This window comes from Streptomyces sp. NPDC047000 (assembly GCF_040644295.1).
Classification (GTDB): domain Bacteria; phylum Actinomycetota; class Actinomycetes; order Streptomycetales; family Streptomycetaceae; genus Streptomyces.
On record NZ_JBEYWE010000005.1, the window covers coordinates 49,108 to 64,043 of the forward strand.

A 14,936-nucleotide genomic window follows, 5' to 3' on the forward strand; every position below is an offset into this window, starting at 1 on the left:
CGGCGCCCCGGCGGGCGCGGAAGCCCGACGCGTCGCACGGCGACGCGCACGCGGAGCAGGCGCCACCTCCTCCATGGCCTCGGCCTCGTCCGCCACGACAGCCTCGTCGGCCACCGGAGCGGCCTCGGCCACCGGCACCACGGTCTCCACAGCCTCACCACCACCCGGCGCCCCGGCGGGCGCGGAAGCCCGACGCGTCGCACGGCGACGCGCACGCGGAGCAGGCGCCACCTCCTCCATGGCCTCGGCCTCGTCCGCCACAACGGCCTCGTCGGGCTTCTCCTCGGGGTCCACGGCGGACTCCACGCCGGGATCGGCGGGGGCAGCGAGGTCCGTGGAGTCAGTGGAGTCCGTGGGGTCCACGGCTGTCCCGGCGGCCGCCGGCGGACCTGCCGGCCGGGACGCGGCGCGGCGCCTGCGGCGCGGCGGCAGCGTGTCGCTGGGAGTGTTGAATTCGGAACCCTCGGTGGGTTCGGTCGGTTCGAGCATGCGGGTGGTTCTCCCGTCAGGCTCCCGGGCGCCGCGCCTGGTCCGGTGCCGGTCTTTTCGACCGGCCTCCGTTGACGTCCGCGGCGCGCGCGACTGCGCGTTCGCCGCCGTCCGGGGCGCGGGCGCCGCACGGGAGCTCTCTGTGTCCTGTCTCGCCGGTTCCGTACCCCTTGTCGTGCACGGCCTGGCGAAAGTCTTGTGGTGGGTGCGCTGCCCGACCCAGATGGCTCCCGAGTCAGAGGGCGGCGCTACGGCGTGTCCTTACGCGGAACCTTCCGGCGCGGGCGGCGTCGCGGTGGCAGCAGCCGCGGCCGTGAGGGCCGGTACTGCCTCGCGGTCGGGCGCGAGCGGGTCGGTCACCGCACCGGTCTCTTCATCGAACAGCCCCTGCGCCAGCCTGGTCACCGCTGCGGGGACCGGCGGCGCCAGGTCGGCCACGGCGCGGAGACCGGACAGGACGTCGTCGGGTCGTACGGCAGGCGTCACGTGCCGAACCACCAGCCGCAGTATCGCACAGGGCCGGTCGTCAGGCCTATCGGCCCGCGCATCGTACGCTTCGAGTCGCGCCACGGCGGCCCGCGTGTCGAAGCTGCGCAGCCCGTTCTTGGTCATGCGCTGGACCTCGACGGCCCCGGCCGACTCGAACGCGGCGACCGCGTCGGCGGCCTCCGCCGGGTCGACGCCGTCCAGCCGCAGCTCCCACACGGAAGCCGTGAGCCGGTCGGCGAGGCCCGAGGTGCGGACCTCCACCGCGTCGACGATGTCCAGCCCGGTGGGGAGTGACTCGTCGAGGAGCAGCCGCAGTTCGCCGGGATCACGCGCCTCGGTGAGCGCGATCTCGAGGTACTCCGCCTCACTGCCCGTGCCGGTGGGTGCGGCATTGGCGTACGACACCTTCGGATGCGGCGTGAAACCGGCCGAGTACGCCATCGGCACCCCGGCGCGGCGCAGCGCACGCTCGAAGGCGCGCTGGAAGTCACGGTGGCTGGTGAACCGGAGGCGGCCGCGCTTGGTGTAGCGCAGTCGGATGCGCTGCACCGCGGGTGCGGGCGGCGGGCCTTCGGGCTGTCGCTTGCCCAGTGTCGCTCAGTCCTTCGTGAGTGCGGTCGTACTGCTACCAAGAGTACGTGTGCCGCGCCCCGGGGGTTCCCGCCACCCCACCGACACGGGCTTCCGCTTCCCGGGGCGGCGCGGGGCGCACCCTGGGCCGGGTGGCCCCGGGCCGCCGCCCGACCGGCCCCGCGGTGGGGTCCGGCGGCATCTGCAACGGGCCGCGCGGGCACGGGACGCTGGCTCCATGACCGCCAACCAGGCACGACCCGGCGCAGGTTCACGGACCCCCAGCGGTTACATGATCCTCACACCGGCACAGATCGAGGTCACGGCCGGGGAGGACTTCTCGTCCTCGGTGACCGTGTGGCCCGCCGGGCCGAGGCACAGCGTGAGCGCGTCCGTCCCCGACGGTTCCGGGCTCCGGGTGGAGGTGGCGGGCCACAAGGTGACCGTCACCGGCTGCCTGGACTGCGCGGGCGAGCAGCACGACGTCGTGGTGACGACCGTACGGGACGGGGCGGAGATCGCCCACGACGTCCTGACGGTCGAGGCCGCCACGCTCGCCGCGCGGCAGGCGGTGCCCCGTCCGGCCCCGTTCACGGCCCGTTCCCGCCGTCTGGGCGCGTAGCGCCTGTCCGGCGGATCGCTGATTCGACGGACGCCTATGTTGACGTTTGTCGATCCAAGGCGCACCCTTGTCACATTGCATCGACAAACGTCGATACGGCCGTGTCGCCGTGCGGTCCTGAGGCCATGCGGCCTGCGGCGGCCGTACGGAAAGCCGAGGGAGCGACGGATGCCCGACGAGACCACGACCCGCCCCACCCACCCCACCCCCGATCCCACCGCCGAGACGACGACCGGCACGACGACCGGCACGCCGACCGACCTGCGGGAGACCGTCCGGCAGCGCTACGCCGCGGCGGCCCTCCGGGTGACGGCGGGCAGCACCGCCTGCTGCGGCCCCGAACCGGTCGAGGTGGACGACCGGTTCGGCGCGCACCTCTACGACGCCGACGACCGCGACGCCCTGCCCGCCGAGGCCGTCGCCGCCTCACTGGGCTGCGGCAACCCGACCGCGGTGGCCGAACTCCGCGAGGGCGAGCGCGTCCTCGACCTCGGCTCGGGAGGCGGGATCGACGTCCTGCTCTCGGCCCGCCGGGTCGGCCCCGCCGGCAAGGCGTACGGCCTGGACATGACCGACGAGATGCTGGCGCTGGCCCTGGCGAACGCGAAGAAGGCCGGCGCGGCGAACGTGGAGTTCCTCAAGGGCACCATCGAGTCGATCCCGCTGCCGGCCGGCACGATCGACGTGGTGATCTCCAACTGCGTCATCAACCTGTCCACGGACAAGTCCGCGGTCTTCGCCGAGACCTTCCGCGTCCTCAGGCCCGGCGGCCGCCTGGGTGTCTCCGACATCGTCGCCGAGGACACCCTGAGCCCGGCCCGGCGCGCCGAACTCGGCGACCACGCGGGCTGCGTCGCGGGCGCCCTCTCGTTCACGGAGTACCGCGAGGGCCTGGCCGCGGCCGGTTTCACCGGCATCGAGATCACCCCGACGCACGAGGCCGCGAACGGTATGCACTCGGCGATCGTCCGCGCCGTGAAACCGTCCGCGGCCTGACGGGCGGCAGTCTCCGGGACGTGCCGCCGAGGCGTCCTGCTACGGCGTGCCGCTACGACTTGCCGCGGCGCTTCGCGTCGGCCGAGGCCATCGCCTCCGCGTCGCTCTCGGCCACCGCGACGGCGAAGCCCAGCGCCTCGGTGATGTGCCCCGCGGCCGCCATGACACGCGCGGTCCCCACGACGGGCGCGATCGCCACGAGGACGTCCTGCACGTGTTCCAGTGTCAGGTTGGCCTTCAGGGCGGGATCGACATGGGCGAGGTACGAGATCGCCGGCGCGTCCATGGCCGCGAGCGCGGCGATACGCGTGAGGATCAGCGTCGCGTCGTCCATGTTGCAGCGCTCTATGGAGTCCATCGTCATCGCGGCGAGTGTCTCGAGAACGGGGGCGTCGGACGTGGTGGCCATGGGCAACCGCCTTCTGGTTCTGTTCTGTGGGAAGCCGACGCGCGGCACGGCAAACCCCCCGGCGTCCGCGCGCCGTCTGCTTGCCCTCCCAACGTAGGGTCCCGGTGCCCCTCCCGCACGCCGGGACGGCGCCGGTCCCGCCCCGGCCCGCCGGGTCCGGGGCCAACGGCCCTGTCGGGTCCGGACGCGGCGGCGTTCACTGGAGACATGGCGTTCGCCGTACCGGACGCCCCGGCCACGGCGTCGCCCGTCACGGAGGGAGCGCGCCCTGATGACCGTTCTGGTGGGATACGCGACCGCGCACGGCTCCACCCGGGAGATCGCGCGGCGGATCGGCTCGAGGATGCGGACGGCCGGCGTCGAGGCGGAGGTGCTCCCGCTCGACGCCGTCCACGACGTGAGCGGGTACGACGCGTTCGTCGTCGGCAGTGCCGTGCACGGCCAGAAGTGGCTCGCCCCGGCCCGGGACTTCGTACGCCGCCCCGACCTCGCCGCCGGGTCCCGGCCGGTGTGGCTGTTCAGCGTGGGCATGCCGGGCGCGCTGCGCGGCCCGTGGAAGCGGCTGATGGACAAGGAACTGCCGGTCATCGAGTCGGACCTCGCGGCCCCGATCACCGTCCGCGCCCATCGCCTGTTCTCCGGGGTGATCAGACCCGGGCACCTGAACCGCACCGGCAGGCTGCGGTTCCGCCTGATGGGCTGCCGCTACGGCGACCACCGCGACTGGCCGGAGATCGACACCTGGGCCGACCAGATCGCGGCATTCCTCCCCCACCCCAGCCCCGGCCCTCTCCGCGATTGAGGGCACTTCAGGACAGCCGGCCCTCCGTTTCACCCCGATATGGCCGGATCGGATCCTGAACCGTCCGGCGTTCCCCCGTGCCCCGTTCAGCCCGCCGGAGCCGGCTTCTCGACCGTCAGAGGCAGCAGCTTCCTGCCGGTCGGGCCGATTTGAATATGAGTGTCGAGGGCGGGGCACACGCCGCAGTCGAAGCACGGTGTCCAGCGGCAGTCCTCGACCTCGGTCTCGTCGAGGGAGTCCTGCCAGTCCTCCCAGAGCCAGTCCTTGTCGAGGCCCGAGTCGAGGTGGTCCCAGGGGAGGACCTCCTCGTAGGTGCGTTCGCGGGTGGTGTACCAGTCGACGTCGACGCCGTAGGGGGCGAGGGCCTTGTCGGCGCAGGCCATCCAGCGGTCGTAGGAGAAGTGCTCGCGCCAGCCGTCGAAGCGGCCGCCGTCCTCGTAGACGGCGCGGATGACGGCGCCGGTCCGGCGGTCGCCGCGGGAGAGGAGGCCCTCGACGATGCCGGGCTTGCCGTCGTGGTAGCGGAAGCCGATGGAGCGGCCGTACTTCCTGTCGCCGCGGATCTTGTCCCGGAGCTTCAGCAGGCGGGCGTCGGTCTCGTCGGCGGACAGCTGCGGGGCCCACTGGAAGGGGGTGTGGGGCTTGGGGACGAAGCCGCCGATGGAGACCGTGCAGCGGATGTCGTTGGAGCCGGAGACCTCGCGGCCCTTCTGGATGACGTGGGTCGCCATGTCGGCGATCTGCAGGACATCCTCGTCCGTCTCGGTGGGCAGGCCGCACATGAAGTACAGCTTCACCTGGCGCCAGCCGTTGCCGTAGGCGGTGGCGACCGTGCGGATCAGGTCGTCCTCGGAGACCATCTTGTTGATGACCTTGCGCATCCGCTCCGAGCCGCCCTCGGGCGCGAAGGTGAGGCCGGAGCGGCGGCCGTTGCGGGTCAGTTCGTCGGCCAGGTCCACGTTGAACGCGTCGACCCGGGTGGAGGGGAGCGAGAGGCCGACCTTGTCGTCCTCGTAGCGGTCCGCCAGGCCCTTGGCGATGTCCGTGATCTCCGAGTGGTCCGCGGAGGAGAGGGACAGCAGGCCGACCTCCTCGAAGCCCGTCGCCTTCAGGCCCCGCTCCACCATCTCGCCGATGCCCGTGATGGAGCGCTCGCGCACCGGACGGGTGATCATGCCCGCCTGGCAGAAGCGGCAGCCGCGCGTACAGCCGCGGAAGATCTCCACCGACATGCGCTCATGGACCGTCTCGGCGAGCGGCACCAGGGGCTGCTTGGGGTAGGGCCACTCGTCGAGGTCCATCACGGTGTGCTTGGAGACGCGCCACGGCACGCCCGAACGGTTGGGGACCACGCGGGCGATCCGGCCGTCGGGGAGGTACTCGACGTCGTAGAACGCGGGGACGTAGACACCGCCGGTGCGGGCCAGGCGGTACAGGACCTCCGTACGGCCGCCGGGGCGGCCCTCCGCCTTCCAGGCGCGGATGATGCGCGTCATGTCGAGCACGGCCTGCTCGCCGTCGCCGACGACGGCCGCGTCGATGAAGTCCGCGATCGGCTCCGGGTTGAAGGCCGCGTGGCCGCCGGCCAGGACGATCGGGTCGTCCTCGGTGCGGTCCTTCGCCTCCAGCGGGATGCCGGCGAGGTCGAGCGCCGTCAGCATGTTCGTGTAGCCGAGCTCCGTGGAGAAGCTCAGGCCGAAGACGTCGAATGCCTTCACCGGGCGGTGGCTGTCCACCGTGAACTGCGGGAGGCCGTGCTCGCGCATCAGCGCCTCGAGGTCCGGCCACACGCTGTAGGTGCGTTCGGCGAGGACGCCCTCCTGCTCGTTGAGCACCTCGTAGAGGATCATGACGCCCTGGTTGGGCAGCCCGACCTCGTAGGCGTCGGGGTACATCAGCGCCCAGCGGACGTCGCAGCCGTCCCAGCTCTTGACGGTGGAGTTCAGCTCGCCGCCGACGTACTGGATGGGCTTCTGCACATGCGGGAGCAGGGCTTCCAGCCGCGGGAACACGGACTCCCCGGACCGGGTGGACCGGGCGGACGGCGTGGATTCTGCGGCCGCAGAGACTTCGGCAGGCATCTCGCGAACCTTCGTGACTCGGGTGGCGGGGTGACCACTCAGCCTAACGCGATCCGGCCATCCGCCCCGCATCGCTCAGAGATCCGTCTTCTCCCGCACCGACGCCCACAGCCCCGGCAGCTCCGCCTCGTAGCCGGCCGCGCTGCTCTCCTCGCGGCCGTAGAGGAGGCCGTAGGTGAAGGCGCTCTCGCCCGCCGCGTGCGCCTGGGCGGCGATGTCGCGGATGGCCCCGCGGGCCATGACGCTGTCCTGGTGCTCGCCGAGCAGGTTCTGCAGGGACTTGGCCGACTTGACCAGCGTGGCGGCCGGATCACCGAGTGCCGGTACGGCCGATTCGGCGGCGTAGCGGGTGCGCTTGGCCTTCTTGCGGGCCTCGTGCAGGGCGAGGTCGCGGTCGTGGCCGGGCGGCAGGTCGATCGCCTGGTCCACCAGGGACGCGAGGCGGCCGTAGTCCTTGCGGACCGCCTTGCCGATCACCTTCGCCGGGTCGCCGGACGCCTTGTCCAGCCAGGGCGGCTCCGCGATCAGCGCGTCCAGGACGTCGAGGAGGGTCAGATAGCGGCGTCCGTCCAGGACGGCGATCAGCCGACGGCGGGAGCCGGAGCGGCGGGCGTTGCCCCAGATGCGCAGCCGGTTGCGGATCGGCCCCGTGACGAGGGTGCGGGGCAGCCGGCCGACCGCGGCGGCGATCCGCTCGGCCAGCACCTCCTGGTCGCGGTCGACGCCGAGTTCGCCCCCGAGCCACCTGAGTTCCTCGCTGACGGGGTCGGTGACGGTGCGGTCGAGGACCTTGCCATAGGAGTGCAGGACGCTGCGCATCCGGCGGGCGGCGACCCGCATACGGTGCACGGAGTCGTACTCGTCGCGGCGCACCGCCGGGTCGAGGCCGACGATCGCGTCCCGCTGGGTGCGCAGGTAGGCCAGGACGTGGTCGCCCGCGGTCACCGGTTCGGACGGCTCGGCGGCAGCGGCGGCGGCCTCGGCCTCGGCCGCGGCCGAGGCCTTCGCCTTGCGGGCCTTCTTGCCTCCGGGAGTGGTCTCCGCGAGCGCCCTGGCGAGCTTCGACGGCGCCTTCGCCGGGCGTACGCCCGCCTTGCGCAGGCGTTTCTCCACCTTGTCGAGGAAGGCCGGGTCCCCGTCGTCGGCCAGCTCGACCTCCAGTTCGGTCCACTGGACCTCGCCCCCGTCCCCGGTCAGCCGCTCGGCGCGTACGGCGTCCACGCTGACCTCGGCGAGGAGGGTGCCGTCGGCGTCCACCAGATGGCGGATGTCGCGGGCGGTGCGCAGTCTGACCTCGGGCCGCAGCCCGGCGTTGCGGACCCGGGAGCGGATCAGTCCGGTGAGGACGCGCGGCACGGCGTCGGAGAGCGGGGCGTGGATCTCGTCCCGTACGCCTTCGGAGACCGGGAACTTCAGGTGCCAGCCCTCGTCGGAGCCGCCGGTGCGGCGGCGCAGCGTGATGTGCGCCGAGGCGAGGCGTTCGTCCTGGGTGTCGTAGTAGGTGGCGTCCAGTTCGACCAGGCCCTTGTCGATGACGTCCGCCACCCCCGCGACACCGGTGAGGTCGGGCAGCCCGCTGTCGTCGGACTCGTATTTACGCTCGATCTCGCGCTTTATGTCCGCCATAAGTCGAATCTAGTGCCCGCGATGGGGCGGTGGCATGTCCGGCGAAGGGTGAACGGAGGGAAAAATACCGGGGGCCTGGAGTTGTCCGGAATTCACCCCCGGACGACTCCAGGCCCCGTGCGCCGCTCCGTGGCGGGGGCGCCGCACCGTGGCGGGGGCGCCGCACCGTGGCGGGGGCGCCGCACCGTGGCGGGGGCGCCGCACCGTGGCGGGAGGCGCCGCACCGTGGCGGGAGGCGCTACGCCGACAAGGGGCGCTGCACCTTGATCGACTGGAGCAGTCCGACGGCCACCCACACCGCGAACATCGAGGTGCCGCCGTAGGACACGAACGGCAGGGGCAGGCCGGTGACCGGCATGATGCCCAGCGTCATGCCGATGTTCTCGAAGGCCTGGAAGGCGAACCAGGCCACGATCCCGGCGGCGACGATCGTGCCGTACAGCTCGGTGGTCTCGCGGGCGATCCGGCAGGCCCGCCACAGCACCACCCCGAGCAGGACGATGATCAGTCCGGCGCCGAGGAAGCCGAGTTCCTCGCCCGCCACCGTGAAGACGAAGTCGGTCTGCTGCTCGGGGACGAACTGGCCGGTGGTCTGCGAGCCGTGGAACAGGCCCGCGCCGGTGAGGCCGCCGGAGCCGATGGCGATGCGGGCCTGGTTGGTGTTGTAGCCGACGCCGGCCGGGTCGAGGTCGGGGTTGGCGAAGGCGGCGAAGCGGTTGATCTGGTACTCGTCGAGGATGTGCAGCTGCCAGACGGCGACCGCGCCGAGCACGCCCGCGCCGAGCAGGCCGAACACCCACCGGTTGGAGGAGCCGGAGGCGAGCAGCACGGCCAGCACGATGATCACCATGACCATGACCGAGCCGAGGTCCGGCATCAGCATCACGATGAGCATCGGGACGGCGGCCAGGCCCAGGGCCTGGAGGACCGTGCGGTGGTCGGGGTAGGGCTTGTCGCCCGCGTCGACCCGGGCCGCCAGCAGCATCGCCATGCCGAGGATGATCGTGATCTTCACGAACTCGGAGGGCTGGAGCGAGAAGCCGCCGCCGAGCACGATCCAGGAGTGCGCGCCGTTGACGGTGGAGCCGAGCGGGGTCAGCACCAGGAGGATGCCGAACACGGACAGGCCGTAGAGGACCGGCACGGCGTTGCGCAGGGCCCGGTGGCCGAGCCAGACCGTGCCGGTCATCAGGGCGAGCCCGATGCCGGTGTTCATGAGGTGCCGGAGCAGGAAGTAGTACTGGTCGCCCTGGTTGATCTCGGTGCGGTTGCGGGTCGCGGACCAGACCAGCAGCGAGCCGATCAGGGAGAGCGCGAGGCAGGCGAGCAGTATCGGCCAGTCCAGGCGCCGGGCCACGGAGTCCCGGGCGAGGACCCGGGTCCAGCCGGCCCGCTCGGGGCCGTACCCGGAGACGGAGAAGCTGTTGCCGGTCACGTGAGCATCCTCCGGCTTCCCCGGCGGCGCGGGCGCCTGCGGGTGGTGCGGCTGGTCGAGGTGGGCGACGGGGTGGTCGCGGCGGGCGTGGTGCCGTCACCGGTGGTGCCGGCCTGCTGGGCGGCGCGCTCGTCCTTGGCGGGGTCCTGGGAGATCTTCGGCGCGGCGATGGTGCCGTCGGTGCGGACCTTGGGCAGGCCCTTCTGCGGGGTGGGCAGCAGGGCCTTCTTGTTGTCGACGGAGCCGTCGGCCTGGACGCCGTAGAGGGCGCTGTAGATGTTGCGGACGGCCTCACCGGAGGCGCCGGAACCGGTACCGGCCTGGGCGATCGTCATGATGACCGTGTAGTCCTTGGAGTACGTGGCCAGCCATGAGGTGGTCTGCTTGCCGTAGACCTCGGCGGTACCGGTCTTGCCGTGCAGGGCGATCTTGTCCTGCGGCCAGCCGCCGAACTTCCAGGCGGCGGTACCGCGGGTGATGACGCCCGCGAACGCCTCGTCCATGCCCTTGAGGGTGGCCTGGGTGACGGGGAGCTTGCCGGCCTTCTTGGGCTTGATCTGGGTGACGGTCTTGCCGTCGGCGCTGATGACCGCCTTGCCGATGGTCGGCTGGTACAGGGTGCCGCCGTTGGCGACGGCGCCGTAGATCACGGCCTCCTGGATCGGGGTGACGAGGGTGTCGCCCTGGCCGATCGAGTAGTTGATCTCGTCGCCCTCCCGCATCTTGTTGCCCTCGAGGCAGTTCTCGTAGGCGATCTTCTCGACGTAGGTGCCGTCCTTCTTCCCCGTCTTGCACCAGGAGTCCTTGTTGGCCTTCCAGTAGTCCAGCTTCCACTGGCGGTCCGGGACGCGGCCCTTGATCTCGTTGGGCAGGTCCACGCCGGTGGTCTTGCCGAGGCCGAACTGGTGGGCCGTCTTGAAGAACCAGTCCTTCGGCTCGCCCTTCTTGGGGTTGATGCCGCCGTCCTTCTTCCACTGCTGGTCGGCGAGACCGTAGAAGACGGTGTCGCAGGACACCTCGAGGGCGCGGCCGAGGGAGATGGGGCCGAAGTTCTCGCCCTCGAAGTTCTTGAAGACCTGGCCGCCCACCGAGTAGGAGCTGGTGCAGGGGTAGCCGCCGTCCCACTCGTAGCCGGCCTGGACCGCGGCGGCCGTGGAGACCACCTTGAAGGTCGAGCCGGGCGCCGCCTCACCCTGTATGGCGCGGTTGAGCAGCGGGTAGTCGGAGTTCTTGGCGGTAAGGCTCTTGTAGTCCTTGGCGGAGATGCCGCCGACCCAGACGTTCGGGTCGTACGTCGGCGCGGACGCCATGGCGACGACGCGGCCGGTCTTGGCCTCCATGACGACGACGGCGCCGGAGTCCGCCTTGTAGTTGGTGCCGGTGATCTTGTCGTACTGCTGACGGGCCGTCTTCATGGCCTGGTCCAGCTCGTACTCGGCGACCCGCTGCACCCGCGCGTCGATGCTGGTGACCAGGTTCGAGCCGGGTTCGGCGGCGTCGGACTCGGCCTTGCCGATGACCCGGCCCAGGTTGTCCACCTCGTAGCGGGTGACGCCCGCCTTGCCGCGCAGCACCTTGTCGTACTGCCGCTCCAGGCCGCTGCGGCCGACCTGGTCGGAGCGCAGGTACGGCGAGTCGGTGTCCTTGGCCTGCTGGATCTCGTCGTCGGTGACCGGGGAGAGATAGCCGAGCACCTGCGCGGTGTTGGACTTGCCGGGGCCGGCGTAACGCCGTACGGCCTCGGGCTCGGCGGTGATGCCGGGGAAGTCCTCGGAGCGCTCCCGGATCTGCAGGGCCTGCTTGGCGGTGGCCTCGTCGGTGATCGGGATGGGCTGGTAGGGCGAGCCGTTCCAGCAGGGCTGCGGGGTCTTGGCGTCGCACAGCCGGACCTTCTGGATGACCTCCGCCGCGTCCAGCCCGAGGACACCGGCGAGCTTGGTGAGGACCGCCTTGCCGTCGTCCTGCTGCTTCAGCAGGTCGGTGCGGGAGGCGGAGACCACCAGACGGGTCTCGTTGTCGGCGAGCGGCACACCGCGCGCGTCCAGGATGGAGCCGCGTACGGCGGGGTCGACGACCTGCTGGACGTGGTTGCCGGAGGCTTCCTTCTGGTACGCGGCGCCCTCCCGGATCTGGAGGTACCACAGGCGCCCGCCGAGGGTGCCGAGCAGGGAGAGGACGAGGATCTGGATGACGACGAGGCGGATCTGGACGCGGGGGGTGCGGCCCGTCTCGGGGATGTTGGTCATGGGCGCGGCCCATTCGCTCGAGGGTGGTGGGTGGGTGACGGGCGGGAGTGCGTCACGGCGCCTGCCTCCCCCTCTCCGGGGATGTACGAGTCATGGTGGTACGTGTCTTATACGACGGAGCTGTGAGCCCTGCCGCCGCGGCCGGGTGACGTGCGGTCACAGCCGCTTGACCCCCTTGATGCGCCCGGCGCGGGCGGTGCGGGTGCGGGCTCTCGTCTTCAGGCCGCCGAGGCCCCCGCGCTGGCCGCCGATCCGCAGTCCGGTGCCGCCGGCGAGCCAGCCGGAGGAGATGTCGGCGGGCTTCTTGCCGCCGGGGGACGTCTCGGCGAGGGGGTCGTTCTCGGCGCGGCGGGCCAGCGCCATGATCCCGGGGACGACGAACGGGGCGAGCAGCAGGTCGTACAGGGCGGCGCTGAACAGCAGTCCGGCCAGGCCCACATGGCGGGCGGCGGTGTCGCCGACGAGGGCGCCGACCCCGGCGTACAGCAGGGTGGAGCCGGCGGCGGCGGCCACCACGACGGCCATCGGGCCGGTGGCGGACTTCAGTTGGCCGTTCTCCGGCTTGACGAGCCCGGCCAGGTAGCCGACGACGCACAGCACCAGGGCGTAGCGTCCCGCGGCGTGGTCGGCGGGCGGGGCGAGGTCGGCGAGGAGTCCGGCGCCGAAGCCGACGAGGGCGCCGCCGACATGGCCGTAGACCATGGCGAGGCCGAGGACGGTGAGCAGCAGCAGGTCGGGGACGGCGCCGGGCAGGTGGAGGCGGGCGAGGACGCTCACCTGGACCACCAGGGCGACGACGACCAGGGCGCCGGCGAGCAGGATCCGGTTGACGCGCATGGGGTGGTTCAGCTCCTACTGCTGCTGGCCGGCGGTGTCGGTCGCGTTCGCGGACGGGGTGACCGTGACGGTCACCGTCGGGGTCGGGGTGGGCCGGGATTTCGCCGGGAGCACGGTGTCGCGCGGGTCCTTCTTCGGCGCCTGGACGACGACGCCGACGATGTCGAGCTTGGTGAAGCCGACGAACGGCGTGACGTAGAGGGTGCGGGTGAGGCCGCCGCCGGAGGGGTCGACGCGGGAGACGATGCCGACCGGTACGCCGGGCACGAAGGGCTTGTCGGCCTGGGAGCCGAAGGTGACGAGCCGGTCGCCCTTCTTCACCTCGGCCTTGCCGTTGAGGAGTTCGACGCGCAGCGGGCGGTCGCCCTGCCCGGAGGCGAAGCCGAGTTCGTCGCTGCCCTCCATCCGGGTGCCGACGGTGAAGTCGGGGTCGTTGGCGAGCAGTACGGTCGCGGAGTCGGGGCCGACGGTGGTGACGCGGCCGACGAGTCCGTCGCCGTTGAGGACGGTCATGTCGCGCTTGATGCCGTCGTGGGCGCCGACGTCGATGGTGATCGTCCAGGAGAAGCCCTGGGCGGACCCTATGGCGATGACCTCGGCGCCCTTGATGCCGTACTGGCCCTCACCGGCGATCTTCATCATCTTGTCGAGCTGTCCGAGACGGCTGCGGTTGCGGTCGTCGCTGCCGAGCCTGGCCTTGAGCGCGGCGTTCTCCTTCTCCAGCTTGGCGAGCCGGTCGTGGCGGTCGCCGGAGTCGCGGACGGCGGTCACGGCGTTGCCGACCGGGTCCACGACGGCCGACATGCCGTTCTCGATGGGGCCGAAGACGGTGGCGGCTGCCTGCCGGGCACCGTCGACCGGAGAGTTCTGTCCGCCGCGGATGTCCACCGTGATCAGTGCGAACGCGATGGCGATCAGCAGTACCAGGAGCAGCCGGCTCTCTCGTGTGTCCCTCACGTGCGGCGGCCGTGCCTTCCTCGAATCGGAGTGAGCCCGGGTACGGGTGGGCTCACGGAAGTGGGCTTCGTGCCTCTGTGTCGGCGATCCGCCACAGGAGAGGTGATTCCCCCGCACTCTTGGAGCGGGGGAATCACCGGGCGGAATCGAAGAGTTGTGTCATCTGCGGGGCGCGGCGTCCAGCACCTGCTGGAGCGCCTCGAACTCCTCGACGCACTTGCCGGAGCCGAGGGCCACGCTGTCCAGCGGGTCCTCCGCGATATGGATCGGCATACCGGTCTCCCGGCGCAGCCGTTCGTCCAGGCCGCGCAGCAGGGCGCCGCCGCCGGTCAGAACGATTCCGCGGTCCATGATGTCGCCGGACAGTTCCGGCGGGCATTTGTCGAGGGTCGTCTTCACCGCGTCGACGATGGCGTTGACGGGTTCCTCGATGGCTTTGCGTACCTCGGCGGCCGAGATGACGACCGTCTTGGGCAGCCCGGAAACGAGGTCCCTGCCACGGATCTCGGTGTGCTCGTCGTCTTCGAGTTCGTACGCCGAACCGATCGTGATCTTGATCTGTTCCGCCGTCCGCTCACCGAGGAGGAGGCTGTACTCCTTCTTGATGTGCTGGATGATCGCGTTGTCCAGTTCGTCGCCCGCGACGCGGATGGACTGGGCGGTGACGATGCCGCCGAGCGAGATGACCGCGACCTCCGTGGTGCCGCCGCCGATGTCCACCACCATGTTGCCGGTGGCCTCGTGGACCGGCAGCCCGGAGCCGATGGCGGCCGCCATGGGCTCCTCGATGATGTGGACCTGCCGGGCGCCGGCCTGGGTCGACGCCTCGATGACGGCGCGGCGCTCGACGCCGGTGATGCCCGAGGGCACACAGACGACGACCCGGGGCCGGGCGAGATACCGCCGCTTGTGGATCTTCAGGATGAAGTAGCGGAGCATCCGCTCGGTGATCTCGAAGTCGGCGATCACGCCGTCCTTCAGCGGCCGCACGGCAACGATGTTGCCGGGCGTGCGCCCGATCATCTTCTTCGCTTCGGCGCCGACCGCGAGGATGCCACCGGTGTTGGTGTTGATCGCGACCACGGACGGCTCGTTGAGTACGATCCCGCGACCCCTGACGTACACCAGCGTGTTGGCGGTCCCGAGGTCGACAGCCATGTCACGGCCGATGAACGACATTGAGTTCCCCATCAGGATTCGTCTGGCCTTCCCAGGAGCTTTTGAGGGCTTTTCAGGTTGGCGAAGGTGGGTGCTGAGAGGTGAAGGCTTCCATCGTAGACGCGCCTTCCCGGACACTGCGCGAGGGTCTTCGCCATTGTCGGCAGATGGCGCGCCGCCTCGCTTGTGGAGACGGTCCATCGGGGGCACCCGTTCCCC

The 14,936-nt window shown here is 71.2% G+C and carries 12 protein-coding genes and 1 pseudogene; 3 read left to right on the plus strand and 10 right to left on the minus strand.

From position 1 onward, the window contains the following. Nucleotides 1-489, minus strand: a pseudogene (locus tag ABZ862_RS10780) (ribonuclease E/G); the annotation flags it as partial. 261 nt (nt 490-750) lie between these two features. Further along, a complete protein-coding gene (locus tag ABZ862_RS10785; RefSeq protein ID WP_360955599.1) occupies nt 751-1,527 on the minus strand; it encodes a TIGR03936 family radical SAM-associated protein in 777 nt (258 codons plus the stop codon). Between the two features lie 259 nt (nt 1,528-1,786). On the opposite strand from ABZ862_RS10785, the gene ABZ862_RS10790 reads away from it, so the two are divergent. Both ABZ862_RS10790 and arsM read left to right on the plus strand, forming a co-directional pair. Next, the gene (locus ABZ862_RS10790; RefSeq protein WP_360955601.1) at nt 1,787-2,170 is read left to right on the plus strand and encodes a hypothetical protein; all 384 of its coding nucleotides are present in this window, start codon (nt 1,787-1,789) and stop codon (nt 2,168-2,170) included. Between the two features lie 168 nt (nt 2,171-2,338). Beyond that, on the plus strand, nt 2,339-3,166 hold the full coding sequence (gene arsM / locus ABZ862_RS10795) for an arsenite methyltransferase (protein ID WP_360955603.1): 828 nt from the start codon (nt 2,339-2,341) through the stop codon (nt 3,164-3,166). A 52-nt stretch (nt 3,167-3,218) separates the two neighbouring features. On the opposite strand, the gene ABZ862_RS10800 is transcribed toward arsM, so the two are convergent. Next, on the minus strand, nt 3,219-3,575 hold the full coding sequence (locus tag ABZ862_RS10800) for a carboxymuconolactone decarboxylase (protein ID WP_360955605.1): 357 nt from the start codon (nt 3,573-3,575) through the stop codon (nt 3,219-3,221). Nucleotides 3,576-3,846: 271 nt separating this feature from the next. Between ABZ862_RS10800 and ABZ862_RS10805 the strand changes: the two genes are divergently transcribed. Next, entirely contained in the window at nt 3,847-4,377 is a 531-nt protein-coding gene (locus tag ABZ862_RS10805; protein ID WP_360955607.1) for a flavodoxin domain-containing protein, read from the plus strand. A gap of 86 nt (nt 4,378-4,463) precedes the next feature. On the opposite strand, the gene ABZ862_RS10810 is transcribed toward ABZ862_RS10805, so the two are convergent. From ABZ862_RS10810 to ABZ862_RS10840, 7 genes are all read right to left on the minus strand, one after another. Further along, a complete protein-coding gene (locus ABZ862_RS10810) occupies nt 4,464-6,458 on the minus strand; it encodes a TIGR03960 family B12-binding radical SAM protein (RefSeq protein WP_360955609.1) in 1,995 nt (664 codons plus the stop codon). A 75-nt stretch (nt 6,459-6,533) separates the two neighbouring features. Then, entirely contained in the window at nt 6,534-8,084 is a 1,551-nt protein-coding gene (locus ABZ862_RS10815) for a CYTH and CHAD domain-containing protein (RefSeq protein ID WP_360955611.1), read from the minus strand. Between the two features lie 238 nt (nt 8,085-8,322). Continuing rightward, nucleotides 8,323-9,519, minus strand: a complete 1,197-nt coding sequence (gene rodA / locus ABZ862_RS10820) for a rod shape-determining protein RodA (RefSeq protein ID WP_360955613.1) — start codon at nt 9,517-9,519, stop codon at nt 8,323-8,325. Further along, nucleotides 9,516-11,765, minus strand: coding sequence for a penicillin-binding protein 2 (gene mrdA / locus ABZ862_RS10825; RefSeq protein WP_360955615.1), 2,250 nt, complete (start codon nt 11,763-11,765; stop codon nt 9,516-9,518). The genes rodA and mrdA overlap by 4 nt, the downstream gene beginning before the upstream one ends. A gap of 156 nt (nt 11,766-11,921) precedes the next feature. Then, entirely contained in the window at nt 11,922-12,602 is a 681-nt protein-coding gene (gene mreD, locus ABZ862_RS10830; protein WP_360955617.1) for a rod shape-determining protein MreD, read from the minus strand. A gap of 15 nt (nt 12,603-12,617) precedes the next feature. Further along, a complete protein-coding gene (gene mreC, locus ABZ862_RS10835; protein ID WP_360955619.1) occupies nt 12,618-13,559 on the minus strand; it encodes a rod shape-determining protein MreC in 942 nt (313 codons plus the stop codon). 159 nt (nt 13,560-13,718) lie between these two features. Then, entirely contained in the window at nt 13,719-14,738 is a 1,020-nt protein-coding gene (locus ABZ862_RS10840) for a rod shape-determining protein (protein WP_360956077.1), read from the minus strand. Nucleotides 14,739-14,936 lie beyond the last annotated feature (198 nt).